This is a genomic window from Acutalibacter sp. JLR.KK004 (assembly GCF_036941085.1).
Classification (GTDB): Bacteria; Bacillota; Clostridia; order Oscillospirales; family Acutalibacteraceae; genus Acutalibacter.
In genome coordinates, this window is sequence record NZ_JAYMNQ010000002.1 from 440,999 (window position 1) to 465,374 (window position 24,376).

At 57.4% G+C, this 24,376-nt stretch carries 20 protein-coding genes and 1 pseudogene; 8 read left to right on the top strand and 13 right to left on the bottom strand.

Annotation, left to right across the window (positions count from 1 at the left end; genetic code table 11):
- Positions 1-38: 38 nt before the first annotated feature.
- The 4 genes from VSQ30_RS16575 to VSQ30_RS16590 all read right to left on the bottom strand — a co-directional run bounded on the left by VSQ30_RS16575 (position 39) and on the right by VSQ30_RS16590 (position 5,386).
- Positions 39-1,055, bottom strand: a complete 1,017-nt coding sequence (locus tag VSQ30_RS16575; protein WP_166554245.1) for a rod shape-determining protein — start codon at positions 1,053-1,055, stop codon at positions 39-41.
- A gap of 563 nt (positions 1,056-1,618) precedes the next feature.
- Positions 1,619-2,062, bottom strand: a complete 444-nt coding sequence (gene dut, locus VSQ30_RS16580) for a dUTP diphosphatase (protein WP_334465607.1) — start codon at positions 2,060-2,062, stop codon at positions 1,619-1,621.
- Positions 2,063-2,316: 254 nt separating this feature from the next.
- Positions 2,317-4,362 carry a peptidase U32 family protein gene (locus VSQ30_RS16585; protein ID WP_334465610.1) on the bottom strand — a complete coding sequence of 682 codons (2,046 nt, stop codon included), beginning with the start codon at positions 4,360-4,362 and terminating at the stop codon, positions 2,317-2,319.
- Positions 4,363-4,426: 64 nt separating this feature from the next.
- The gene (locus VSQ30_RS16590) at positions 4,427-5,386 is read right to left on the bottom strand and encodes a hypothetical protein (protein WP_334465611.1); all 960 of its coding nucleotides are present in this window, start codon (positions 5,384-5,386) and stop codon (positions 4,427-4,429) included.
- Between the two features lie 338 nt (positions 5,387-5,724).
- Here VSQ30_RS16590 and VSQ30_RS16595 point away from each other — a divergent pair, with 338 nt between their 5' ends.
- From VSQ30_RS16595 to VSQ30_RS16610, 4 genes are all read left to right on the top strand, one after another.
- Positions 5,725-8,166 (top strand): glycogen/starch/alpha-glucan phosphorylase, encoded by a 2,442-nt coding sequence (locus VSQ30_RS16595; RefSeq protein ID WP_334465613.1) that lies wholly within the window; start codon positions 5,725-5,727, stop codon positions 8,164-8,166.
- A 224-nt stretch (positions 8,167-8,390) separates the two neighbouring features.
- Positions 8,391-9,353 (top strand): uroporphyrinogen decarboxylase family protein, encoded by a 963-nt coding sequence (locus VSQ30_RS16600; RefSeq protein ID WP_334465616.1) that lies wholly within the window; start codon positions 8,391-8,393, stop codon positions 9,351-9,353.
- A 191-nt stretch (positions 9,354-9,544) separates the two neighbouring features.
- Complete coding sequence (locus VSQ30_RS16605) at positions 9,545-10,369, top strand: TrmH family RNA methyltransferase (protein WP_334465619.1); 825 nt, start codon at positions 9,545-9,547, stop codon at positions 10,367-10,369.
- 343 nt (positions 10,370-10,712) lie between these two features.
- Positions 10,713-11,150 carry an HIT family protein gene (locus tag VSQ30_RS16610; protein ID WP_334466081.1) on the top strand — a complete coding sequence of 146 codons (438 nt, stop codon included), beginning with the start codon at positions 10,713-10,715 and terminating at the stop codon, positions 11,148-11,150.
- A gap of 131 nt (positions 11,151-11,281) precedes the next feature.
- Here the strand turns inward: VSQ30_RS16610 and VSQ30_RS16615 are convergent, their stop codons facing one another.
- The 5 genes and pseudogenes from VSQ30_RS16615 to VSQ30_RS16635 form a co-directional block, all read right to left on the bottom strand.
- Positions 11,282-12,106, bottom strand: coding sequence for a PHP-associated domain-containing protein (locus VSQ30_RS16615; protein ID WP_334465622.1), 825 nt, complete (start codon positions 12,104-12,106; stop codon positions 11,282-11,284).
- Positions 12,107-12,311: 205 nt separating this feature from the next.
- A complete protein-coding gene (gene spoVAD, locus VSQ30_RS16620) occupies positions 12,312-13,319 on the bottom strand; it encodes a stage V sporulation protein AD (RefSeq protein WP_334465625.1) in 1,008 nt (335 codons plus the stop codon).
- A gap of 128 nt (positions 13,320-13,447) precedes the next feature.
- A complete protein-coding gene (locus tag VSQ30_RS16625; RefSeq protein WP_334465627.1) occupies positions 13,448-14,986 on the bottom strand; it encodes an S-layer homology domain-containing protein in 1,539 nt (512 codons plus the stop codon).
- Between the two features lie 218 nt (positions 14,987-15,204).
- Positions 15,205-15,300, bottom strand: a pseudogene (locus tag VSQ30_RS16630) (DNA-binding transcriptional regulator); the annotation flags it as partial.
- Between the two features lie 174 nt (positions 15,301-15,474).
- Positions 15,475-16,179 (bottom strand): transglycosylase domain-containing protein, encoded by a 705-nt coding sequence (locus VSQ30_RS16635; RefSeq protein WP_334465630.1) that lies wholly within the window; start codon positions 16,177-16,179, stop codon positions 15,475-15,477.
- Between the two features lie 228 nt (positions 16,180-16,407).
- Here VSQ30_RS16635 and VSQ30_RS16640 point away from each other — a divergent pair, with 228 nt between their 5' ends.
- The 3 genes from VSQ30_RS16640 (at position 16,408) to VSQ30_RS16650 (ending at position 18,662) form a co-directional block, all read left to right on the top strand.
- Positions 16,408-16,773 (top strand): metal-dependent transcriptional regulator, encoded by a 366-nt coding sequence (locus VSQ30_RS16640; protein ID WP_334465633.1) that lies wholly within the window; start codon positions 16,408-16,410, stop codon positions 16,771-16,773.
- A gap of 87 nt (positions 16,774-16,860) precedes the next feature.
- Positions 16,861-18,078 carry a GNAT family N-acetyltransferase gene (locus tag VSQ30_RS16645; protein WP_334465636.1) on the top strand — a complete coding sequence of 406 codons (1,218 nt, stop codon included), beginning with the start codon at positions 16,861-16,863 and terminating at the stop codon, positions 18,076-18,078.
- A 35-nt stretch (positions 18,079-18,113) separates the two neighbouring features.
- Positions 18,114-18,662 carry an HDIG domain-containing metalloprotein gene (locus VSQ30_RS16650; protein WP_334465638.1) on the top strand — a complete coding sequence of 183 codons (549 nt, stop codon included), beginning with the start codon at positions 18,114-18,116 and terminating at the stop codon, positions 18,660-18,662.
- 81 nt (positions 18,663-18,743) lie between these two features.
- On the opposite strand, the gene VSQ30_RS16655 is transcribed toward VSQ30_RS16650, so the two are convergent.
- On the bottom strand, positions 18,744-19,577 hold the full coding sequence (locus tag VSQ30_RS16655; RefSeq protein ID WP_334465640.1) for an arsenic efflux protein: 834 nt from the start codon (positions 19,575-19,577) through the stop codon (positions 18,744-18,746).
- A 121-nt stretch (positions 19,578-19,698) separates the two neighbouring features.
- Here VSQ30_RS16655 and VSQ30_RS16660 point away from each other — a divergent pair, with 121 nt between their 5' ends.
- Positions 19,699-20,313, top strand: coding sequence for a stage II sporulation protein R (locus tag VSQ30_RS16660; protein WP_334465642.1), 615 nt, complete (start codon positions 19,699-19,701; stop codon positions 20,311-20,313).
- A 311-nt stretch (positions 20,314-20,624) separates the two neighbouring features.
- Here the strand turns inward: VSQ30_RS16660 and dnaK are convergent, their stop codons facing one another.
- The 3 genes from dnaK to hrcA all read right to left on the bottom strand — a co-directional run bounded on the left by dnaK (position 20,625) and on the right by hrcA (position 24,228).
- Positions 20,625-22,469 (bottom strand): molecular chaperone DnaK, encoded by a 1,845-nt coding sequence (dnaK, locus tag VSQ30_RS16665; protein WP_334465644.1) that lies wholly within the window; start codon positions 22,467-22,469, stop codon positions 20,625-20,627.
- A 114-nt stretch (positions 22,470-22,583) separates the two neighbouring features.
- Positions 22,584-23,132, bottom strand: a complete 549-nt coding sequence (grpE, locus tag VSQ30_RS16670) for a nucleotide exchange factor GrpE (protein WP_334465646.1) — start codon at positions 23,130-23,132, stop codon at positions 22,584-22,586.
- A 64-nt stretch (positions 23,133-23,196) separates the two neighbouring features.
- Positions 23,197-24,228: a heat-inducible transcriptional repressor HrcA gene (gene hrcA / locus VSQ30_RS16675; RefSeq protein WP_334465649.1), complete on the bottom strand. Its 1,032-nt coding sequence runs from the start codon at positions 24,226-24,228 to the stop codon at positions 23,197-23,199.
- Between the last annotated feature and the right edge of the window lie 148 nt (positions 24,229-24,376).

The window sequence follows — 24,376 nt, forward strand, 5'->3', positions numbered from 1 at the left end:
ACCCACCCGGGCAGAGTTGCTATACAGGCGCGTCCCTCTCAGGTTCTTTTCCGCGCCCGGTAATAGGACTTGGGCAGTTCCACCTCCAGGCTCTTGCCTGTGCCTTCCACCACGCAGTCCAGGGGGCGCTCCGCCACATGGACGGGGATGCCTGTCTCCTGGCTCACCAGCCGGTCAAGGCCCCGCAGCAGGGCGCCGCCGCCTGTCAGCATAATGCCCCGGTCAATAATATCCGCCGCCAGCTCCGGCGGGGTCTGCTCCAGGGTATCCTTAATGGCCTCCACCACAATCATCACGCTGTCCGTCAGGGCTTCCCGCACCTCGTCAGCGTGGATGGTCACGTTCTTGGGCAGGCCGTCCACCAGGTTGCGGCCCTTTATCTCCACAAAAGAATTGATAGTTTCCTCTGTGGGAAAAGCCGAGCCTATGCGCATCTTGATTTCTTCGGCGGTGCGCTCGCCTATCAGCAGGTTATATTTCTTTTTTACATAGGTGACAATGGCTTCGTCAAACTTGTCTCCCGCCATGCGGACGGAAACCGCCGTCACAATGTCCCCCAGGGAGATAACAGCCACCTCGCTGGTGCCGCCGCCAATGTCCACCACCATGCTGCCGGTGGCCTCGCTTACAGGCAGGCCCGCGCCAATGGCCGCCGCCATAGGCTCCTCCACCAGATCCACGTTGTTGGAGCCAGCCTGCCTTGCAGCGTCCTCCACAGCCCGGCGCTCCACTTCCGTAACCCCGGAAGGGATGCAGATGACAATGCGGGGGCGGCTTAAAGCCCCGGCCTTCAAGGCCTTTTTGATAAAATATTTCAGCATGGCGGCAGTCACGTCGAAGTCCGCGATAACGCCGTCCTTCAAAGGCCGCACCGCCACAATGGAGCCGGGGGTGCGCCCCAGCATTTCCTTGGCCTGCTTGCCCACTGCCAGCACCTCGTCTGTGCGCACGTCCACCGCCACCACAGAAGGCTCCCGCATAACAATGCCCTTGCCCCGCATGAACACCAGGGTGTTGGCTGTGCCCAGGTCAATGCCGATATCCTTGGAAAACATGGAGAACATAGAGAAAAAACTTGATAATCCAGCCATTTATAATTCTGCCTTTCCCGGCGCCCGCCTGCCGCGTTTACTTTATATCGCCTCTTTTGAAAAATCACGCTTCGTTTCTGCCTTCGTTTTATCTGTCCGCCCCTGCCGCACTCCAGCCGCGCGGTGACTCAGCGGAGCCGCGCGAACCCTTCGCGCGGCGAAAATCCTCCGCCCAGCAACGAACGCAGTGAGTGGTGCTGATTGCCAGTGGCAATCGTCCAGCACCGGCCGAACCGGCAGGTGGGAACCCGCGTCTTAGGTGCAAAAACGCATTGCTCCGAAAAGCGTTGCGTTACGCTGCCGCTGCTTTCTGCAGCGTGTCCGTGGCGCGTGCCTAAACGTATAAGTCACATCCTGCGCTTCCCGCGTCTTGGATGCAAAAACGCATTGCTTCGCAAAACGTTTCGTCACGTTGCTATTATACCCTATTTTCCGCCAATTCTCAACTGCCCTGCCGGAACAATTCGCAGAAACCCGAAAAATTCCGCATATATGCCCAGCTTTCCCGGTTCTCCTACCAGATATGCCTATTTCCCCGTGCTGCCAAAGCCGCCTTCGCCCCGCTGGGTAGCAGAGAGCGCCTGCGCTTCCTCCACAGGCGGCAGGCACACCGGCAGCAGCACCAGTTGGGCAACGCGCTCCCCGGGCTGGATCTCATAGGCTTTCTTTCCCATGTTCCGCAGAGGGACTTTTATCTCCCCCCGGTAGTCGCTGTCAATCACGCCCACGCCCTGGGCCACCACCATGCCGCTTTTTGTGCCCAGGCCGCTGCGGGAAAACACCATCCCCGCCATCCCCTGGGGGATTTCCGCCCCAAGGCCTGTGGGCACCATGGCCCAGTCCCCCGGCTCTACCAGAAGGGGCGCTTCCAGGCAGGCCCGCAGGTCAAAGCCCGCGCTGCCAGCGGTTTCCCGGCAGGGCAGCGCCGCCCCCTCCTTTAAAAGTTTTACTTTCAGCACCTTTTCTTCCATGCCTTCTCCTTTCCCCTTTGGCCCGCATCTAATAAAGATGACAAATTGTTTACAAAATGCCAAAAAACAGCCGGTTTTTACCATTATTCACAATTTATTCACAGAGTTTTTTTCTACTCTTTAAGGAAATTTCCCGGCTTCCCGGTTTTAAACCAGGGAATTTCCAGGTTTTCACATTTTTAACATCGCCAAACCCTATGGGACAAGCCGTTTTCCGGGATAATACTCCACATTTTCCACAGAGTTTTCCACAATTATTCCGCACCCCGGCGGTAAAGCCCCCGGGTGAAGGGGGCATCCAAGGCCCCATCCCCGCTGAAACATGACAAAACCCGCCCGCATTCGGCAGAATTCTCCAGGGTAAACCGGAAAATGCCAAAATCCAGCCCGGTAAGGGGAAGCCCGCCCAGCCACAGGGGCACGCTGTTGAAAACCTCTATGCCCCAACGGCCTCCCTTCCGGCACATCACCGGGAAGGATTTTCCCATGCGGTCGGTTAGAGCGCCAGGGGTTTTGCAGTGCAGGCAGCCCTTTGGCCCGTTTGCCAGAGGGCAGTTCCTGGTGAGCATGGCGGCCTGCCGCCCATAAACCATCATCCCCCGGGGCAGGCTGCCCCCCAAGGCCCCGGCTTCCCGGCCTGCCAGCTCGAAGGAAAGCTCCGCGTCCGCAAGGCCCAGCTTCCGGAACGCTTCCAGCGCCCAGGAATTCCAGATGTTCAGGGAAAAGCTGCCGTGGGCCTTTGCCCCCAGTTCCCGGCACAGGGCCAAGGCCCCCAGGTTCCCGCAGGTGAAATCCTGAAAGCCCGCCGCCATTTTTGCCTCCATTTCCTGGCCTACAGCCTTTTCCTCCCCGAACATGGCCCGGGGCAGCTCCAGCAGCACAGGGGGATAACCCTCCTCTCCCAGGCGCTTCAGGTCGTCCAGGCTTGTTTCTAAAGGCAGGAGGAGGGCATCCAGCCCCTTTGCCTCCGGGCACAATTGCTCTACCCGGGAGAAAGCCCCCCGCAGGGAAAAGCCTGCCGGCTGATGCCGGGCCGGCCTCTCCACAGGCTCCTGGGCAAAGGGGATAGGCGTGCCTTGCCCCCTCATCTGCAAAAGTTCTTCCAGGGCCTGCCTGCGCAGGGCATTTAGCTGGGCCACCCGCACAGGCGCCTCCTGGGGCGCCCGGAGTTCTTCTGCCAAAAAAGGCGTGCCCCCGGTCTTTTTTAACTGCTGGAGGATGCGCTCCCGGGGCAGGGAAGGGGCTTGTGTATCCATGGCCGCTGTGGCGCAGGCATGGCGGCCTTCCCTGTCCCGAACAGTGACAGTGAGGGAATTTTCCGAAAGGGACAGGGAGAGGGAGACAGGAACCCTTTGGTTCTCCCCCCGGTACAGCCCCCGCAAAGAGGAAAGCACCTTTTCCGTGGCCCCTGTCACGTCTTCCTTCCGGCGCACGCCGAACATCTCCCGGCCCCGCTTCCCGGCGGGATACCCCTGGGTGAAGCCGGAGCGGGAGAACACTGCCTCCAGGTTCTGGAGCAGTTCCGGGGGGATTTCTTCCCCGTCCGCGGCCCGGCGGCAGGCAGACACAGCCGCCGCCACATATTCCGGCCGCTTCATGCGCCCCTCAATTTTGGCGGAGCACACGCCGGCCTTTTCCAGCCTGCCCATTCCCGGGATGAAGGACAGATCCTTCAGGGACAAATCGTGGCCTGTGCCGCCGGGAGCGGCAAAGGGCAGGCGGCAGGTTTGGGCGCACATGCCCCGATTTCCGCTGCGGCCCCCCAGAAGGGCGCTGAAATAGCACTGGCCCGATACGGACATGCACAGCGCCCCATGGACAAAGCTTTCCAGCTCCACCGGACAGGCCCGGGCAATTTCCCCGGTTTCCTCCAGGCTCAGCTCCCGGCTGAGCACCACCCGGCTGGCCCCTGCATCATACAAAAGCTTTGCCCCTAAGGGGGTGTGCAGGCTCATCTGGGTGGAGCAGTGGAGGGGCAATCCGGGTGCTTTTTCCCGCAAAAGGGAAAAAAGCCCCATGTCCTGCACCAGCACCGCGTCTACCGGCAGGGAGCACAGGAACGCCACAAATTCCAGGGCCTGTTCCATTTCCCCTTCCCGCAGCAGGGTGTTTACGGTGACATGTACCCGCACGCCCCGCTGGCGGCAAAAGGACACCGCTTCCCGCAGTTCCTCCCGGGAGAAATTCCGGGCGCTGGCCCTGGCCCCAAAGGCCGGGCCGCCTAAATATACCGCGTCCGCCCCTGCGAACACTGCCGCTTGCAGGGCCTCTGGCCCGCCTGCCGGCGCAAGGATTTCCATATTTTGTCCACCTCGCTTCTAAAACACAAAGAAAAACTTAAAGGTTTTTAGAGGTTCAGGGGGCCTACCCCTTCTTTTCAAAGAAGCTGACAAACCCTTCCTGCTGGAAATCCTCCTCATAGCGCAGGGGGTTTTTCCGCTTTTTCCGGGGCGCGGGCTTTTCCTTAGGCTTCGGCTCCTCTGCCGGGGCAGGAAGCTGGGCTTCTTCCGCCTCCTGGGCCTTCTGGGCCTGCCGCTCTAAGGCGTCCAGGGCGGGGGAGGCGCCCTGCTCCCGCAGGCGCCTGGCCTCTTCCCGGGCCTTCTGGGCTTCCTCCCGCAGCTCGTCCATCATATCCTTAGCCTCTTCCATAGCCCGCTTGGCTGCGGACACAGCGGCGGCTTTTTCGTCCTCTGCCTTTTGTGCCCGGGCAGACTGCTCCTCTGCCTGGCGCTGCAGCTCCTCAATCTCCCCTTCCAGGCGCAGAAGCTTTTCCCCCTCCCCGTCCTGGGGTGCGTGCTTTGCAAGCTCTTCTTCCAGTGCTTGGCACTTTTCCCGCAGGGCGGAAAGCTCCCGCAGGGCCTGGGCGCCCATGGAAGCGCTTTCCCGCAGGGCGCTGTTCTCGTCCTCCAGGGAGGCCGCTTTTTCCTCCAGCTCCCTGGCCTGCCGGGCCGCGTCTGCCAGGGCGGTGTTTTCCGCCTCCAGGCGGGCCACCCTCTCTTGCAGCCTGGCGTCCTTCTGGGAATCCACCACGGATTTCAAAAGCTCTTCCTTTTCCTCCTGCCACAGCTCGGACTCCACCTCCAGCTCGTCCACCCGCTCCTGGAGGGCGGCGGCCTTCCTGCCGTTTTTCCGGGCGTCGTCGCAGCAGGAGAGGGCTGCCGTCAAAGCGGCGGCTTCCCGGGTGATATAGGGGGAGGCTTCCAGCACCCCCCGCATCAGGCTGCCCACCTCGTCTGCCAGGCCCCTCATGTATTCCTCGCTTTCCTGGGTGATAAGCCCGCACACCACCCCGTTTATATCCAGCCGCATCCGCCTTTTTTCCACAGCCCTATCATCCTTTCCTGCGCATCTGTGTACATATATCTTTATTATAGTGCAAAAAGGGCCTTTCGGGAAGCCCTTTCCCCGGGTTTTCGGAAAAAAATTGCCTTTGGCGGCAAAAAATGGATTTAACCCGCAATTTTGGTATTGTCACAGGCCCTGGGTTGTGTTATGATGAAAAAAGAAAGCCATTATTCCCCTGGGGAAAATTCTTCCTTTCCTGCCTTATTATGGTTGATTTTTTGCTGGTTTTAGTCTATAATGACTAGTATTACAGGAAAACATCTTGCTTTGGTTGCAAAAAATTGTTATTTTCCTATAGTTTTAGGAGGTTTTTAGTGATGAATTACAATCTGACCGTTTCGCAGATCAAAACAATCATCCGGGACAGGCTGTCCCACACCTTTGGCGTCTCCCTGGAAAACGCCAGCAATGAGGAATATTACAAGGCTGTGGTGCTCACTGTGCGGGAGCTGCTGGCAAAGGGCCGGGCGGAGTTTGTGGCAAACGCTGAAAAGACGGAGACAAAACAGATCTATTACCTGTGCATGGAGTTCTTGCTGGGCCGCTCTCTGCGCAACAACCTGTATAACCTGGGGCTGGAAGAGCCGTTCCGCGCAGCCCTTTCGGAAATGGGCATCAAGCTGGACGCCCTGTATGAGCAGGAGCCGGACGCGGGCCTGGGCAACGGGGGCCTGGGGCGCTTGGCGGCCTGCTTCCTGGACGGCCTTGCCACCCAGGGGTATCCGGCTATGGGATACTCCCTGCGCTATGAATACGGCCTGTTCCGCCAGAAGCTGGTGGACGGCTGGCAGACCGAGCTGCCCGACTTCTGGATTCCCGGAGGCAGCGTGTGGATGCAGCAGGTGCCGGACAGCTCTGTGGAGGTGCATTTCGACGGGCACATTGAGGAAAAGTGGCATGACCAGTACCATTCCGTCCGCCACAAAGATTACACCACCGTCACCGCTGTGCCCTATGACCTGTATGTAGCGGGCATGGACGGCAGGGGCATAAGCCTTCTGCGGGTGTGGAGAGCGGAGAACAACAAGTTTGACATGAGCCTGTTTAACAGCGGCAACTATATGCGGGCCATGGAGCAGCAGGCCATGACAGAGGTTATCACCAAGGTGCTGTATCCGGAGGACAACCACACCGACGGCAAGCTTCTGCGCCTTTCCCAGCAGTATTTCCTGGTGTCCGCCTCTATCCAGGACATTATCCGGCGGCACCTGTATTCCCACAGCAGCCTGGACGATCTGCCAAAGCTGGCGGCTATCCATTTGAATGACACCCATCCTGTGCTGGCTATCCCGGAAATGATGCGGGTGATGCTGGACGAGTGCGGCTATGGCTGGGACGCGGCCTGGGACATTATCAAGCGCACGGTGGCCTACACCAACCACACCGTTATGAGCGAGGCTTTGGAAACCTGGGGCTGCGACCTGTTCCGGATGCGGCTGCCCCGGATTTACCAGATTGTGGAGGAAATCAACCGCCGCTTCTGGGAGGACATGAAGGCAAAGGGCATGGATCACAACCGCATTGCCCGCATGGCCCCCATTTCCAATGGCTATGTGAAGATGGCAAACCTGGCGGTGATTGGCTCCCACAGCGTAAACGGCGTATCTGCCCTGCACAGCGAGATTTTAAAGGACGACTTGTTCCATTCCTTCTATATGGACGAGCCGTATAAGTTTACAAACGTGACAAACGGCATTGCCCACCGGAGATGGCTGAACCAGTCGAACCCCCAGCTTGCCTCCCTTGTGACAGAGCTTATCGGCAGGGACTATATCTATGACGCGGACAAGCTTTCCGGGCTTTTGCAGTATAAGGACGATCCGGCTGTGCTGGACAAGCTGGAAAAAATCAAACGGGCAAACAAAGAGCGGCTGGCAGCCTATTTGAAGCGCTCCCAGAACGACACAGTGGATCCCGATTCTATTTTCGACGTGCAGGTGAAGCGCCTTCACGAGTACAAGCGCCAGCACATGAACGCCTTGAATATCCTGGCAACCTACCAGTGGCTGCTGGAAAACCCCAACGCGGACTTTACCCCCCACACCTATTTCTTCGGCGCAAAGGCCGCCCCGGGATATTATTTTGCCAAGCAGATTATCCAGTTTATCGCGGCCTTGGCTAAAGTGATCAACAATGACCAGCGGGTGAACAAGAAGCTGAAGGTGGTGTTTGTGGAGAACTACTGCGTCACCTGGGCAGAGCTTCTGACCCCTGCCGCTGAAATCAGCGAACAGATTTCCCTGGCCGGCACAGAGGCCAGCGGCACCAGCAACATGAAGTTTATGATAAACGGCGCTGTCACCCTGGGCACCCTGGACGGGGCCAATGTGGAGATTCACGAGGCTGTGGGGGATGAAAACATCATCCTGTTCGGCATGACCGCCTCCCAGGTGGAGGAGCTGAAGCGCTCGGGCTACAATCCCACCCTCCAGTATCAGCACGACGCCCTGCTGCGCCGGGCCATGGATTCTTTGAACCATGGCATTGGCGGGCAGCATTTCCAGGATATCTTCCACGCCCTTATCAGCGAGGACAGGTACATGGCGCTGGCAGATTTCAAATCTTACCGGGAAGCCCAGTTTAGGGCGGAACGGCTGTATCAGAACCAGCGGGTATGGAACAGGATGGGCCTGGTGAATATCGCCAACGCAGGCCGCTTCGCCGCAGACCGGGCTATCCGGGACTATGCGGGCAGTATCTGGCACGCTTCTCCTGTGCCCCCGGAGAAAAACCTGATGGCAAAAGTGGAGACAAAGTAATGACGCCCTGCGGGGGAGGCCTTTCGGGCGCTCCCCCGTTTTTGTCTTTTTGTGGGGCCGGTATATTTATAAAAGGATTTCAACGTGTATAGTGAACGCGGTTCAAAAGAGGCGGCAGCGTTTTTTGAACCAGCGGCAACGCCGCCTGCTTGAAAACCGGGCTGTACCGGTTTTCAAGCGCGTTTACTATAGTATATAAATCTATATAAGGAGTTGTCAAAGCTATGAACAAAAAAGAACGCGTGTATGCAGCCATTGCCGGGAAGCCTGTGGACTTTGTCCCCTGCGGCTTCTCCCTCCATTTCCCGCCGGAGAAAAACAGCGGGGAAGCCGGGGTGCAGGCCCATCTGGACTTCTTTCAGGAGACGGACACAGACATCCTGAAGGTTATGAACGAGAACCTGGTGCCCAACTATGGGACTATCAAGGCTCCGGCAGACTGGGCATGTATTGGCAAAATGGATGAGAACACCCCCTTCATCCACACCCAATTGGAGTTTACCAAGGAGATTTTAAGCCGCTGCCAGCCAGAGGGCTTCACCATGGGCACCCTCCATGGCATTACCGCCTCCTCCATCCATCCCATTGAGGCAGTGTATGGCTATGATCCGGTGCGCACCCTGCTGACAGAGCACCTGCGGGAGGACAGCCAGCCTGTCCTGGACGCTATGGCCCGAATTGCCGAAGGCATGTGCAGCCTGGCCCATGGCTATGGGAAAGCCGGGGTGGACGCTGTCTATTACGCTTCCCTGGGGGCAGAGCACCGGTGGTTTACCGCGGAAGAGTTTGAAAAGTGGATTGCGCCCTTTGACAAGCTAATCCTTTCGGAAATCCAGAAGGCCGGGTGCAAGGCTTTCCTGCACATCTGCAAGGATGGGCTGGAAATGGATCGGTATAAGGGGTACAATGACGTGTGCGACGTGGTGAACTGGGGCATTTACGAGGCGCCCTATTCTGTGGAGGACGCCCGGAAGCTGTTCCCCGGCAAGACCATTATGGGCGGCCTTGCAAACCGCAGCGGCGTGATGGTGGAAGGCACAGTGGAAGAGCTGGCCCAGGCCGCAAAGGACGCGGTGGCCCGCTATGGGCAAACCGGATTCATTTTAGGGGCTGACTGCACCCTGCCCACAGAGATCGACACAGGGCGCATCCGGGCCATTGCAGAGGCCTTGCGGGAGAGCCGCTGAAGCTGGCGCAGGATTACAGCAGGGCCGCCCGGCCCTGGATAGGAGAAACAGCGCTGCCCGCCCGGCCCGCCGGGGCCTGCGGCCCCGGCGCGGGGGCGAAGCCCCCAGGGGTGGTTTTCTCTGAAAACCACCCGGCCGGGCGGGCCGGCAGCGGGGGAAACCAAATAAAACGCAAAAAGGGGGCACAGAGTATGGAAACCCGCCGGATAGCCAGCCGGAATGCGGCGTATCAGAAGTTCCAGGTGCTGAAAACCAACCGCCAGAAGCGCCGCCGCTACGGGGAATTTTTTGTGGAGGGTGTGCGCAACCTGAACGAAGCCGTAAAAAACGGCTGGGAAATCTCCTCTTTCCTATACGGGCAGGGGGCGCCCTTGTCCGGCTGGGCAAAGGACATGCTGGCGGATGTCCCCACAGCGTGCAATTACCAGCTTGCCCCGGGCCTGATGGCAGAGCTGAGTGGCAAGGAGGACACCTCGGAGCTGCTGGCTGTGGTGAAAATGCGCCCGGATGACTTCTCCCAGCTAAACACCCCAGAAACCCCCTTGTGGGTGCTTTTCGACCGCCCCTCCAACCGGGGCAACCTGGGGACTATCCTGCGCTCCTGTGACGCGCTGGGGGCCAGTGGGCTAATCCTCACAGGCCATGGGGTGGATTTATACGATCCGGAGGTGGCGGGGGCTTCCATGGGATCCTTTTTCCGGGTGCCTGCCATCCACGCCGGGGACAACCGCTCTGTCCTGGATTTTATAGAAGGGATGCGGTCGCGTTACCCCGGTTTGCGGGTGCTGGGCACCACCGCCCACAAACAGTCTCCCCTTTACAGGGAAAACCTGGCAGGCCCCCTGCTTTTCATGGTAGGCAACGAAACCGACGGCCTGTGCTATGCTTTTAAAAACGCCTGCGATGCTCTGTGTACCATTCCCATGGCAGAGGGCTGCGCCGCGTCCTCCTTTAATGTAGCCTGTGCCTGTACGGTGCTGCTGTATGAGGCGGCCAGGCAGCGGGCCCAGGCATGAGGCGTAAGGAAAAGCGTCCTGCGGTGTGGTGGATATACGCCGGGGTTTTGTTGGCGCTGTTTCCCCCTTTCTGCTGCAGCGGCTTTTGCTGCCTCCGCTGGAGAATGCATATTCCACCCCGGAAACCAGGGCCTTTGTGAGGCAGATGCGGCGGCAGTATGCCGGGCTGGAGGATTTGCGCTACACCGGGTATATACCTGCGCATTACTTGCCACTACTACCAGTGCCTATAAATGAGGGTTGAAAGTTGCCAGTATTGGTGGTATGCTTGACTTATGACAAATCGACAAATCTGGAATTTAGAGGAGTAATATATATTTGCTTAATATGTGATAGAATCGAAATGATTAAAAATGGTACAAATCCTTATTTTGTAAAAGAACTCGATACAGGATATGTTGTTATCGGAGATAATCAACATTTTTATGGATATACTCTTTTTCTATACAAGGCTCACGAAAATAAAACAGAACTGTTTCACCTTGATGTAACTGAAAGAATGAAGTTTCTGGAGGAAATGTCAATAGTGGCGGAGGCTGTTTCAAAAGCATTTGGAGCAGAAAAGATAAACTATGAACTTCTTGGAATGGGTGATGCCCACCTTCATTGGCATTTATTTCCCAGAGTAAGCGGAGATATAGAAAACTACGGAAATAACGGTAAAGGTCCTGTTTGGTGGTTTCCAATGGAAAAAATGTATTGTGATGATAACCGTCCGACTGAGAACGAGTTATTAAATATGAAACAAAGATTACTCTATGAATTAAATAAACTGTTGTAAATTTTAGTTTATAGGGGATTTCATCTTTTGGGTGAAATCCCCCTTGACAAATGCTCTCTTGATACAAGCTTCTAAAAGAAAGCGCCCCGCCCTTCTTGTAAGGGGCGGGGCGTTCTTCCTGTGGAGGGATTTCAGACAGACTCCAGAAGGCTGTCTTTTGAAACGGCCTGGCCTTTGGCACACAGCTTGTAATCCCCAGCCCGGAGCAGGGACACAAGTTCCTGGTTATCCTTAGGCGGCACAGGGAAAAGCACCCCGGCCCTGCCGATTGCTTCCCCGTCCTGGATGTGCTCGTCCCCGCCGGAGGTGGTGAGCAGGCCCTTTTCCCGGGCAAGCTTGGCGGCCTGGCGGTTTTCCTCGTCCTCGTTGTAGAAATTAAAGGTTTCCACTGCGTCCATATATTGAATCTGGGGCGGGACGCTGGTGTTGATATAAGGGGCATGGCGGAAGGGGTGGGCATGGGAGAGGAAGCCCCCGGCCTTATGGACAGCGGCGCTGTAGTCCTCCAGGGAATATTTATCCAGATCCGGGTGGGCCAGGAGGAAGTCCAGGTCTATGCCATAGGTGAGGACTTCCTTGCCGTCGCCATACAGGTGTTCCAGTCCGAACAGCACTGTAAAGCCCTTGTCCGCCCCCCAGTTTTTAGCGGCTCCATAGGCCTCCCAATAGCGGCGGGCTTTGTCCTCCCAGGGCAGCGCCCGGTTTACGGCCGTGTTGCCGCTGAGAAAGTGATCCGTTATCACCATCCCGGCATAGCCCGCCTGGAAATAGGCGGCAGCCATCTCCTCCGGGCTGTTGTGGGCGCAGGCACTGCACCAGTTGGTGTGGCAGTGCATTTCATATTGATAGGCATATTCTTTCATGTAAATCACCACGCGATACAGAGTTCGCACAAAGAGGGATAAAAAGCTTCCGTCCCTGTGCCCGGTATCGTCCCTTCCGTCATAATTTTTCACGCCATCCGCCATAGGGCGAAAATCTGCTTTCGCAGGAATAATCATACCGCAAACAGGCAGATTTTGCAAGGGGCAGACCGCGTTAACGATAGGATAAACTCCATAAAAGCAAAGCGGAAGGGCCTGCCGTCTGCCGCACACAGACAGCAAGCCCTTCCAGGCGCTTGGATTTTCTTTTTCCTCCTCTGCCTGCCCGGGTTTTGGTTCAGGCGCCGCGCTTGAGTTGCAGGATGTGGCACACGCCTGGAATGCTTTCCCCCTGCTGGGAAGAGGTGGGGGACATCAACGCGCCGGTAGCGCAGAAAAGGATGTTTTTCAGGCCCCCGGCCTCCATGCGGTTGAGAATGTGCCCGCACAGGACAGAAGCGGAACACCCGCAGCCAGAGCCTCCGGCGTGTACGTCCTGCTTCTCCCGGTCAAAGAGGAGCAGGCCGCAGTCCTGGTGCCGGGAGGAGATGTCCAGGCTGTTTTCCTGGAGAGTCCGGTACAGCAGATCTGTGCCCACCTGACCCAGATCGCCGGTGTAGATGCAGTCATAGTCCTCTGGCTTTGTGCCTGTGTCCTGGAGGAACTGGAAGATGCTGTCCGCCGCAGCGGGGGCCATGGCAGCGCCCATGTTGGCGGGATCTTTCACACCCAAGTCCACGATTTTCCCCGCTAAGCCCCGGCGCACCTCTACCGCCCCCCTCTGGCCCACCAGGGCGCACCCTGCCGCTGTAGCAGTCCACTGGGCCGTGGGGGTGCGCTGGGCGCCATACTCCAAAGGCGTGCGGAACTGCCTTTCCGCCGAGCAGAAGTGAGAGCTTGTCACGGCTGCCGCCCGGTTTGCTGCCCCGCAGTCCACCAGGACAGAGGCCATCAGCAAGGTCTGGGCCATGGTGGAGCAGGCGCCATATTGCCCCAGAAAGGGGATGTTGTAATCCAGCAGCCCAAAGGTGGAGGAAATGCACTGGTTCAGCAAATCCCCGGCGAAAATAAAGTCCACCTCCTGGGGCTTCACCCCGGCCTTTGCAAGGGCCAGGGCCACAGCTTCCTTTTGAAGCTGGGCTTCCGCCTTTTCCCAGCTTTCCGTTTGCAGGCTGGTGTCCTGGAAGGTCTGGTCAAAGTCTGCGGATAAAGGCCCTTCTGCCTCCTTCTTGCCCCCAATGGCCCCGTGGGACTCAATTTTAGGCGGGGTGGAAAATTCCAGCGTCTGCTTGCCTATGCGTTTCATGTGTTTGTCCCCCAATTTTTTGATTCTGGGGTTAGTATGCCCGCATATGGAAAAGTCATTCCAAAAATATAACCGCCCCATGGAGGAGCGGTTACATTGGGAATTAGCTTTTTGCGCGTTCCTGTTTATCAGGCTTTATCCCGGTAGAGGAAGGTTACGATCTGCCCTCTGGTGCAGCTCTTATCAGGGGCAAAGGTGGTGCTGGTTTCCCCGGAGGTTACCCCTGCACCGTTGGCCCACTTCACAGCCTCAGCGTAATACTCTCCGCTGGGGACATCCCCAAAGCTGCTGCCGGAGCCGGCAGGCTTGTTATTGGCGCGCCACAGGAACGTGACGGCCTGTGCCCGGTTGCAGGCAGCGTTGGGAGAGAAATGGGTGGCGTCCGTGCCGCTGGTAATCCCTTTTTCCTTTGCCCACAGCATGGCCTTATAGTAATACTCCCCGCTTTTCACGTCCACAAAGGGGTTCGCCGTGGAGGAAGGTTCGGGAGAGCCGTTGGCCCGCCACAGGAAAGTGACAATCTGCCCACGGGTGCAGGTCTTGTTAGGGGCAAAGGTGGTGCTGCTCTCCCCTTGGGTAATCTTGTTTTCCACAGCCCACTTTACGGCGTCCTCATAGAAAGCGCCAGATTCCACGTCAGTGAAATTCGTAGGCGGCGTGGTTTCCCCGTCCAAATCGAAGAACTGGACGTTATGTTCCTTGGCGAAGCGTTCCGCTTCGGTGCCCTTGTAGCCGTAGATCTGCAGCCAATCAGGCGATGTAGCGGAGGTCAAATGCACTTCAAACTTTGTCATGCTCTTCGGGATATAAAGCTTTATAGGCTCTTCTGTCTTCCAGTGACGGCCCTGCAGAAATATGTCGAACCAGTCTGCAAAAGACTCTTCAAATGTCTCTGTGCCCTCCGCAATTCGGATTTCATCATTGGGCGGCGTATGCGGGGCAAGAACCAATTCCTTACCATCCTTCGTGTAGATACAGCCATTAATGGATTTAGAATCGGGATGGTTTTCGGAGACGATATAGGAAGATATATGGCTCGGCGTACTAAGCCACATCAGACCGATGGAGCTTCCGAAGGAATTGAAGTCCGGTCTATGTTTCGTCCACCAAGTGCTGGGGAAATATATTTCTGTCAACTGTTTGCAGGGAGTCAAAAAAGCATAGGAGTTATATTGAACTCTGTCAATGGCCCCTTCCATAATGGTCAGCCTGCCCTTTTTAGCTGGGGGCACTGCATACAGATAGTAATCACCCGTCTCCGGAATTTTCATGTACAGGCAGTCATCATAAGCCAACAGGGTCTTGTTGCCTGCTTCCACTTCAAAGCTTTCAACCTCTTGATTGTCCCAAAACTGTCCGCCTTCTGTCACCCAATTCCCATCCTTCCTGGTTATCAGCTTCACATCGGATGTAAAGACAACCTTCTTGGGATGATAATCCTGCCAGGGTGTGGAGGGTTCCCCCTCGGAATTGATGGAAGGGCCAGGCAGATAGCGTGCCATATCGCCCGAGCCTGAAATGGTCAGGGTGCCGTTTTCCACTTTCCAGGTGACGCTTCCGTCCCCAGCCGCGCTACAATCGCCGCTGGCCGCCGCCGAAGCCGTCATGGGCAGGGCACCCGCTGCCAGCAAAACCGCCAGCAGCACGGCAAAAAACTTCTTCTTCATGTCTTTTCCTCCGTTTGTCAAAAATTCCAGCAAATCCCCAGAATGCAAAAATGTATGCTTTTTTGCCAGGGGGCAGGAGAAACAGATTTGTCAAAAAAGCAGGGCAAAAACCTTGCTTTTCGGGGGGGATAGTGGTAAAATTATACAAACAGCAAGTTTTCAGACAAATTTGTTAAAAATCATACTTTTTTATAATATTTCAAAGCTAAAAGCCTGGGGCGGGAAACCTCGAAGGTTTCTGCTAGGTAGGGCATGGTGACCTTGTTTCCCTGCAGGAGGATGGAAAGTATGCCAATAAGCCTGTCCAGCTTCATATGCCGCCCCCTCCCTATGGTGTAATCCCTGTGCATTTATTATAATACCATACCTGCCTAGGGGGTGCAAGGCCCGGAACAAAGGGGGAGGCTTTGCGCTGTCTGTGCAAAGCTTCCCGCAACGAACACACCCAGTAAGAAGCCCCTGCCATACAGGCAGGGGCTTCTGTAGTTTTATGAGGCCAGCAGCTCTTCTGCCTCCTCCTGGGTTAAAAATTCATGCTCCAGCATGGAGGACACCACCTGCCGCTGCCTTTGGGCCGCAAGCTCCGGGTTTACCGACAAGTCATACACAGACGGGGCATTGGGGATGCCTGCCAGCAGGGTACATTCGTTGGCGTCCATTTGGGCGGGATCCTTCTCGAAATACGTTTGGCTGGCGGCCCCTACGGAATAGCACCCGCTGCCAAAATAAATGCTGTTTACGTACAGCTCCAGGATTTCATCCTTGCTGTAATGGCTTTCCAGATCCCAGGCAGCGAACACCTCTGCCGCCTTCCGGCACAAATCCTTTTCCTGGGTGAACAGCATGTTTTTCGCAAGCTGCTGGGTAATGGTGCTGCCGCCCTCCACAAAGGAGAGGCTGCACAGATCGTTCCAGACCGCCCGGCCTATTGCCAGCAGGTCAATGCCGCCGTGGGAGTAAAACCGGTGATCCTCCGCTGCCACCACAGCGTCCTTGTAGGTGACGGGCAGGCTTTCCAGGGAGGTGAAATCCGGCTGCTGCCGCACCTGCTCCACCCTTTTATACAGGGGCATTTCCTCCAGCGCGCTGGTGTACAGCTTGTAGCCCTGGAAGGCCACCGCCCCAGCCGCGCACAGGCCTACCGCCAGCACCACCAGAAATATGTTTCTTAAAAACCGCAGCGCTCTTTTCATCCAGACGCGCCTCCTTTCTCTTTCTGCCCCTATAGTACCGCCCTGCCCTTGCGAATTCCCCAGCCAAATTCTTTCGTTCCCCTTACAAAATCACGCAAACCTGACAAAACTGTAAGCTTCCCTGCCGGCATATGCAGATTTGCAGGCCCAGCCTCCCCAAGGGCTTGCAAGGGCCTGGGAAAAGGGCTATAATAAAAAGGAAATTTTTCCACAGGGAGGCGGGCGGCTTTGAAAAAAATACAGGAATCAGCCGAAAACTATCTGGAAACCATTCTCATCCTGCAGCAGCGGGAGGGCAGCGTGCGCTCCATCGACATTGCCGCTGAAATGGAGTTCAGCAAGCCCAGCGTCAGCGTGGCCATGAAGCACCTGCGGGAAAGGGGCTGCATTGCCGTGGACGCGGAAGGGTTTATCACCCTCACAGAGGAGGGCAGGCGCATTGCCGAAGGGGTTTACCAGCGACACATCCTTTTTACCCAATGGCTCCAGTCCCTGGGGGTTGACCCGGAGGTGGCGGCAGAGGACGCCTGCCGCATTGAGCATGTTATCAGCGAGGAAACCTTCCAGGCCATCCGCAGGCATGTGAATATGTGAGAAAATTTGTTCGATTTTTCTTGACTTCTTTCCGGCGGGGTGGTATACTGCTGTTAGAACATATATTCTAACGGGAGGTTGCGCTGCATGTGGGACTGGAACAAGGAAAACAAGGGGAAATACCGGGGATACCGCTATGAGACGGCAAACTTTGCGCTGCGGCAGGTTGGGCCGGAGGACGCTCCGGCATTGCTGCAATGCTATGGGGACGCGGAGGCTGTGGCCCTGATGAACGGGGACAACTGCGGCAGGGGCTTTTACTGCGCCACCCTGGCGGACATGGAAAGCTACATCCGCATCTGGCAGGGGGAAGGCTATGCCCGCCCGGCTGTGATAGACAAGCACACTGGGGAGGTTATCGGAACACTGGAGATTTTCGGCGGGGAAGCCGGGGTGCTGCGAGTTGACCTGCGGCGGGACTATGAGCGGGAGGATGTTTTAAGGGAGCTTTACACCCTGGCCCTCCGGGAATTCACCCGGGATTTTCCTATGAGCGCCCTGGTGACAAAGGCGCCCCCTGCTGCCAAGGCCCGGCGGAAGGTGCTGGAAGCCCTGGGTTTTGCAGGGCCGGAGGCGTTCCGGGGGTATCCGGACTATTACCGGATGCCGGCGGGCAGGATGCGCCGGGAGTTGGGGATTGCTTATTGCGGGCTGGCCTGCTGCCTGTGCAGCGAAAACGCCACCTGCCCTGGCTGCCAGGAGGCGGGATGCGGAAACCATGAAACCTGCCGGAATTACCAGTGCTGTCAGGAGAAAGGCTTTTCCGGCTGCTGGGAGTGCCCGGGGTTTCCCTGCGACGCGCCCATGATGGAAAAAGCAAGGGTTCGGGCTTTTGCCCGCTTTGTCCGGGAGCATGGAGAGGAAGCCCTGCTGGACTGCCTGGAAAACGGCGTAAAGGCCGGGCTTGTGTACCACCGGGAGGGCCTTGCCGGGGACTATGACCTGGGCACGGAGGAGGAGGTTCTCGGCTTGCTGTCCGGCCTGCTGGAAAAAGGGAAGGAAAGCCCTGCGGGCCAGCGGACTGTTGAAGAATTGATTGGGGCTGTGTATGAACTGAACCAGGCGTCTGGAATGGATTCCGGGGTGTATGCCGCGGAGGAATGTGCCGAACTTATTAAAGAACTGATGAAGGAACAGCGGGGCAAGGGTAGCCGGGAAAGCCTGGTGGAAGAAGCCTGCGACGTGCTGCTTACCACAGCCATATTGCTGAAGAAGCATGGCGTGGAGAAGGACGAAATTGAAAACCGCATACGCTTCAAGGCCAGCAAGGCGCTGGAGCGCTGGCGGGATTCCGGCGAAGTGTAACGCGGACAGTGGAACTTACAGGAAGGGTGGACAGGATGAGAGAAAAAGCATTCGCACTTTTACAGGAGTATAACCAGAACCCGGCGCTGGTGGTGCATGGCATGGCTGTGGAGGCCATTATGCGGCATTATGCGGAAAAAGCCGGGGAGGACGTGGAGTATTGGGGCTGCGTGGGCCTGCTTCACGACGTGGACTACGAAAGGTATCCGGAGGAGCACTGCAAAAAAGCGGTGGAAATCCTCCAGAATGCCGGATATGACGAGGGCTTCATCCGGGCGGTGGTCAGCCACGGCTATGGGCTGGTGTGCGATGTGGAGCCGCAGCTTTACATGGAAAAGGTGCTGTATACGGTGGACGAGATGAGCGGCCTGATTAACGCCGCCGCCATCCTGCGGCCCTCCCACTCTGTGATGGATCTGGAAGTAAAGTCTGTGAAGAAAAAGTTTAAGGACAAAAAGTTTGCCGCCGGGGTGAACCGGGAGGTTATCCTGGACGGCTGCAAGCGGCTTGGGGCAGAGCTGGACGAGGTGATTGCAGAGTGTATTGCGGGTATGCGGGAAAACCATGAGGCTCTGGGGCTTTAGGGCTTGTTTGGAAATAGAGGAAATGAAAGAAAAAGCAGGCGCGGGAGAACAGTCCCCGTACCTGCTTTTTGTTTTGAAGATTTATGGAAAAACCCAGCCGCACAGAAAGCCTGTGGCAACCGCCCCTGCGTACAAGGCCCCTAAAAAGGCAAAGTTTTCCTTCTGGGGGCGGTTCACCCTGAACAGCACTGCCAGCCCCAGCCCGGCCCCGGTACACAGCCCTGCCACAGCCGATCCAAAGGACAAAGCGCCGCTTAAATACAGTTCCGTCAGCAGGACAGAGGCGGCGCAGTTGGGGATGAACCCCAGAAGCCCTGTAAGCAGGGGCTGGAACGCGCTGCCGGAAAGGAGCAGCCGGGAAAGGGCTTCTTCCCCTGCCCAGAGGAAGGCAAGGCCCAGGAAAAGGTTTATGCCCAGCAGGAAGAGGAAAATCCGCAGGGTGTGCCGCAGGGCCGCCCCCGCAGCGTCATGGCCGCCTTCCCCGCAGCCGCAGCGGGCTTCCTCGCACAGGGGATGGGGGTCGGGCCGGGCGCTGGGGCGCAAAAGCAAATCTGCCAGGAAGCCCACCGCCGCCCCTGCTAAAAGCTTCACCCCCAGAAGCTTTGCCACCTCCGGCAGGGCCTGGGGCCTGGACAGGAGGATGAGCACTGCCTCGTCGCTGGTGGCGAGAAAAACCGCCAGCAGGGTGCCGGGGGTGATGAACCGAGCGGCATACAGGTTTGCCGCCGCCACGGAGAAGCCGCACTGGGGCACGCACCCCAGCACAGCGCCGCCTAAGGGGCCAAGCTTTTGCAGCAGCGCGGGCGGGTTCCCTCCCCGCCTGTGCTCCAGCAGCTCCATGAAAAGATAGGCGGCGAAAAGGAACGGCAGGGTTTTTAGTGCATCCAGCACTGCGTCTATGAGTACCTCCAGCATGGCTTTTCCTCCTTCTCTTTCTGTTATTGCTGTGCCCTGTGTGCTTTCGTTCCCATTTTTTGCATATTCCCGCCAAAGCCGTCCCATACTTTTTCCAGAAACAGAAAGGACGGTAGGTTCCATGAAAAAGGAAACAAGAAAACGGACTCTGGCCCGGGCGCTGGTATGCGGTTTCATACTGGCGGCAGCCGCCAGCTTTCTCCCTTTTGCCGCCGCGTCTGAGCAGCTTCCCCAGCACGTGCTGCGGCTTCATGTGGTGGCAAACTCCAACTCGGAGGCAGATCAGGCGGTGAAGCTGCAGGTGCGGGACGCGGTGCTCCGGGAAGCGGCCCGGTGGTATGGGGACGCGGAAAACCTGGAGCAGGCAAACTTCGCTGTATGCACCCACTTGCAGTCCCTTACAAAGGCCGCCAATGAAGCCTTGCGGGAAAACGGCTTTCCTATGAACGCCAAAGCCCAGGTGACGGACATGTATTTTCCCACCCGGTGGTATGACGGGATAGCGCTCCCTGCCGGTACATACAGAACCCTGCGTGTGACCATTGGGGAGGGGAAGGGCAAGAACTGGTGGTGCGTGGTTTTTCCCGCTTTGTGCCTGCCTGCCGCCGGGAACCGGGAGGACGTGCTCTCCGCCCTGCCGGAAAGCCAGCGGGAGATTGTGGAGCACCCCCAGGACTACCGGGTGGAGCTGAAGCTTCTGGAGTGGTACGAGCAGCTTCGGGATCTGCTGGCTTAGGGGCTTTGACAAGACCTTGGGACTCCGTCCCAAACCCTGCAACCCCTTTTGAAAAAGGGGTTGACCCTAAAACCAATTTTGACACATTTTATTGCGGTGCATTTCTCAACAGCACCAGCCCCTAAAAAGAACTTTCGAGAGCACCCTGGGCACGCGATAGTCCGCTGAAAAGTTTCCGCTTTCAAGCAGACGGAATGCCTGCGCCCCGCGTCTTAGGTGCAAAAACGCATTGCTGTGCAAAGCGTTTCGTTACGCTGCAAGAGGACGGCGGCACGCGTGCCGCCGTCCTCTTTTAGTATCTTCAGAAAGATTTAGTCAACGTCTTTATAGTCGGCGTCATACACGTTGCCGTCCGGTGCGCCGCCCTGGGGAGGCTGCTGCCCGTCAAAGGGGGGCTGGGGTGTGCCGGGCTGGCCCTGGGGGGCCGCCTGCTGGTACAGCTTCTCGCTGACGGAATAGACCGCCTTCTGCAGCTCGTCCATGCCTGCCTTGATGGCGTCTACAGTGCCGTTTTGCAGGGTATCCCGCAGGGCGGCTACCTTCACGTTAATTTCGTTCTTGTCCGCGTCCTGCAGCTTGTCGCCGCTGTCTGCAATAAGCTTTTCAGCGGAATAGCACAGGTTCTCGGCGTTATTCTTGGTGTCCACTTCCTCCCGGCGCTTCTTGTCCTCCTCCGCAAACTGCTCGGCTGCCTTTACAGCCCGGTCGATATCGTCCTTGCTCATGTTGGAGCTGGAGGAAATCGTGATATGCTGCTCCTTGCCTGTGCCCAAATCCTTGGCGGATACGTTCACAATGCCGTTTGCGTCGATGTCAAAGGTAACTTCGATCTGGGGGATGCCCCGGGGGGCGGGGGCAATGCCGTCCAGCTTGAAGAGTCCAAGCTGCTTGTTGTCATGGGCAAACTCCCGCTCGCCCTGCAGCACGTTTACTTCCACCTGGGTCTGGCCGTCAGCGGCAGTGGAGAAAATCTGGCTCTTTTTAGTGGGGATAGTGGTGTTGCGCTCGATAATCTTGGTCATTACGCCGCCCATGGTTTCCACGCCCAGGGACAGGGGGGTTACGTCCAGGAGCAGCAGGCCCTGGACTTCGCCTCCCAGCACGCCTGCCTGGATAGCCGCGCCGATAGCCACGCACTCATCGGGGTTAATGCCCTTGAAAGGCTCCTTGCCGATAAAGCCCTTTACGGCGTCCTGCACAGCCGGGATGCGGGAGGAGCCGCCTACCAGCAGCACCTTGCTGATTTCCCCAATGGACAGGCCGCTGTCCTGCAAAGCCTGGCGCACAGGCCCCATGGTTTTTTCCACCAGATCGGCGGTCAGCTCGTTAAACTTGGCCCGGGTCAGGGTCATGTCCAGGTGCTTAGGCCCGGTGGCGTCGGCGGTGATGAAGGGCAGGTTGATGGAAGCGCTTGTCACGCCGGAAAGCTCAATTTTCGCCTTTTCGGCAGCTTCCTTGATGCGCTGCATGGCCATCTTGTCCCCGGAAAGGTCAACGCCCTGCTCCATCTTAAAGGTGCTTACAATGTGGTCGATAACCCGCTGGTCAAAGTCGTCGCCGCCTAAGCGGTTGTTGCCGGCAGTTGCCAGAACCTCCTGCACGCCGTCGCCCATTTCAATGATGGACACGTCGAAGGTGCCGCCGCCCAGGTCATATACCATCACCTTCTGGTCGTTGTCCTTGTCCACGCCATAGGAGAGGGCCGCGGCGGTAGGCTCGTTGATAATGCGCTTTACATCCATGCCCGCGATTTTCCCCGCGTCCTTGGTGGCTTGGCGCTGGGCGTCGGTGAAGTAGGCGGGGACGGTGATGACAGCGCTTGTGACAGGCTCGCCCAAATAGGCTTCCGCGTCCGCCTTCAGCTTTTGCAGCACCATGGCGGAAATTTCCTGGGGGGTGTAGCTTTTGCCGTCAATGGCAACCTTATAATTGCTGCCCATTTCCCGCTTGATGGAAGAAACTGTGCGGTCGGGGTTGGTGATGGCCTGGCGCTTTGCCACCTGGCCCACCATGCGCTCCCCGTCCTTGGAGAAAGCCACTACAGAAGGGGTGGTGCGGGCGCCCTCGGCATTGGCGATAACCACAGGCTCGCCGCCTTCGATCACTGCCACGCAGGAGTTTGTAGTGCCCAAATCAATACCAATGGTCTTTGACATAGTTATTACCTCGCTTTATTATTATATATTTATTGTCATTATAGATGCCTGGTTTTTGTATGGCGCGGGAAGCGGAGCGTGGGTTCCAAGGGATGGAACCCTTGAGCCGGAGACTCAGTTTGCCACCTGCACCATGGCGAAGCGCACCACCCGGTCGCCTAAAAGATACCCTTTCTGGAACACAGCGGAAATCACGTTTTCGCCCAGGCTTTCATCTTCAATATGGGCTACAGCGTTGTGGCGGTTGGGGTCAAAGGGTTCGCCCACTGCCCCGCAGGGGGTGATGCCCAGCTTCTCAAAAGCCTGCTGGATTTGGGACTCAATCATTTCCACACCCTTCCTCATATCCTCTGCCGAAGCGTTTTCCTGTTCCAGCGCCCGCCCTATATTGTCCGCAATGGGCAGCAGGGCCTGCACTGTGTCGGACACCGCGTTGTTGTAAATGGCGCTTTTTTCGTTCTGGCTGCGCTTGCGGAAGTTATCATACTCCGCCAGCACACGCAGGTGCTGCTGCTTGTGGGCCTCAAACTCCGCCTGGAGTTTTTCCAGCTCAGGCGTTTTGGACTCTTCCTGCTGAACCTCCGGGTCCTGTTCCCCGGGAACCTGTTCCCCTGCCTGCTCCTGCTCCATTTCCTGATCGGGCTGCTTCTGTTCCTGCTCCATGTTTTCAGTCTCCCTTCCCGCCGCAGCGTCGCTGTATCTTATATGGTTTTTCTTTTTCCTGTTTTTATTCCTGCCCTTCCCGGCTCAGGCCGGTGAGCAGCCCGCCTACCTGCCGGGCCAGATATTCCAATATGGCGGTAAGCCGGGGATAATCCATCCGGACAGGCCCCAAAGTGCAGAGGCTTCCCGCGTCCTGCCCGTCCACCTGATAGCGGGCCACTGCCAGGGAAACGTCCTCCAGCTCTGCCCGACCGATTTCCCTGCCGATAAGCACCTGGGCCTTGCCAGGCCTTGCCTCCAGCAGCCGCAGCAGATTCTCCCGGCGCTCCAGGAAATCCAGCACCCGGCGCACCCCGCGCTGCTCCAGCTCCGGGTAAAACAGCAGGTTCATCTGCCCGCTTAACAGCACCTGGGTTTCCGCCGTATCCCGGGCGGTTTCCAGCAGGGCCTGGAGGGGCGGGCCTAAAAGCACGTACATTTCCCCTAAAGAGGCTGCCATGGACTGGGCAAAGGCCGGGGTGATGTCCTCTGCCCTTTTCCCGGTAACCCGCTCGTTAAACACCCGGAAGAACAGTCTCGTCAGTTCCGGGGTTAAATCGAAATCGCAGCGGAACACCTTTGTTTTCATGGATCCCGCAGAGCTTAATAGCAGCAGCATGGCCCTGCGCCGGGCGGTCTGCACAAACTGCACAGCCTTTATCACAGTGCCCGCCCCGTTGGGGGTGGTTGCCGCCGCCATGCACTGGGAGGCCCCTGCCAGAAGCTGGGCCGCCCGCAGCAGCAGGCCCTCTGGATCGTGGGCGCTGCCCAGCAGCATGGAATCGAAAATCCGCTTTTCCCGTTCCTCCAGAGGTTTTGGGGGCATCAGCCGGTCTATATATTCCCGGTATCCCCGCTGGGAAGGCACCCGGCCCGCGGAGGTGTGGGGCTGCTCTAAAAGCCCCAGTTCAATCAGCCCTGCCATCTCGTTGCGCACAGTGGCAGAGGAAACCCCCAGCTCCTCCGACACGGCCTTGGAGCCTACCGGCTCCCCGGTTTTGCTGTAGCCTGCCACCACGCAGGCCAGCACCCGTTCCTGCCGCTGGGTCAGATCCATTTTTCTCACCTCTTTTTGGGAGGTTAGCACTCAAGGCGTGCGAGTGCTAACAGATTACTTATAATGTATCACTTAGGTCAGCAAAAGTCAAGTTTCTATTTGTAAATACTTTATGAATGGCTTTGGGAAAGGGATTCAGGGGTTTTTG

Excerpts from the sequence above, each read along its gene's own strand:
- VSQ30_RS16605 (WP_334465619.1), top strand. The coding sequence starts at position 9,545 with ATGGAAACCCGCCGGATAGCCAGCCGGAATGCGGCGTATCAGAAGTTC.
- VSQ30_RS16600 (WP_334465616.1), top strand. The coding sequence starts at position 8,391 with ATGAACAAAAAAGAACGCGTGTATGCAGCCATTGCCGGGAAGCCTGTG.
- VSQ30_RS16625 (WP_334465627.1), bottom strand. The coding sequence starts at position 14,986 with ATGAAGAAGAAGTTTTTTGCCGTGCTGCTGGCGGTTTTGCTGGCAGCG.
- grpE (WP_334465646.1), bottom strand. The coding sequence starts at position 23,132 with ATGGAGCAGGAACAGAAGCAGCCCGATCAGGAAATGGAGCAGGAGCAG.
- VSQ30_RS16635 (WP_334465630.1), bottom strand. The coding sequence starts at position 16,179 with ATGAAAAGAGCGCTGCGGTTTTTAAGAAACATATTTCTGGTGGTGCTG.
- VSQ30_RS16645 (WP_334465636.1), top strand. The coding sequence starts at position 16,861 with ATGTGGGACTGGAACAAGGAAAACAAGGGGAAATACCGGGGATACCGC.
- dut (WP_334465607.1), bottom strand. The coding sequence starts at position 2,062 with ATGGAAGAAAAGGTGCTGAAAGTAAAACTTTTAAAGGAGGGGGCGGCG.
- VSQ30_RS16585 (WP_334465610.1), bottom strand. The coding sequence starts at position 4,362 with ATGGAAATCCTTGCGCCGGCAGGCGGGCCAGAGGCCCTGCAAGCGGCA.
- dnaK (WP_334465644.1), bottom strand. The coding sequence starts at position 22,469 with ATGTCAAAGACCATTGGTATTGATTTGGGCACTACAAACTCCTGCGTG.
- VSQ30_RS16655 (WP_334465640.1), bottom strand. The coding sequence starts at position 19,577 with ATGCTGGAGGTACTCATAGACGCAGTGCTGGATGCACTAAAAACCCTG.
- hrcA (WP_334465649.1), bottom strand. The coding sequence starts at position 24,228 with ATGGATCTGACCCAGCGGCAGGAACGGGTGCTGGCCTGCGTGGTGGCA.
- VSQ30_RS16575 (WP_166554245.1), bottom strand. The coding sequence starts at position 1,055 with ATGTTTTCCAAGGATATCGGCATTGACCTGGGCACAGCCAACACCCTG.
- VSQ30_RS16610 (WP_334466081.1), top strand. The coding sequence starts at position 10,713 with ATGATTAAAAATGGTACAAATCCTTATTTTGTAAAAGAACTCGATACA.
- VSQ30_RS16660 (WP_334465642.1), top strand. The coding sequence starts at position 19,699 with ATGAAAAAGGAAACAAGAAAACGGACTCTGGCCCGGGCGCTGGTATGC.
- spoVAD (WP_334465625.1), bottom strand. The coding sequence starts at position 13,319 with ATGAAACGCATAGGCAAGCAGACGCTGGAATTTTCCACCCCGCCTAAA.
- VSQ30_RS16650 (WP_334465638.1), top strand. The coding sequence starts at position 18,114 with ATGAGAGAAAAAGCATTCGCACTTTTACAGGAGTATAACCAGAACCCG.
- VSQ30_RS16595 (WP_334465613.1), top strand. The coding sequence starts at position 5,725 with ATGAATTACAATCTGACCGTTTCGCAGATCAAAACAATCATCCGGGAC.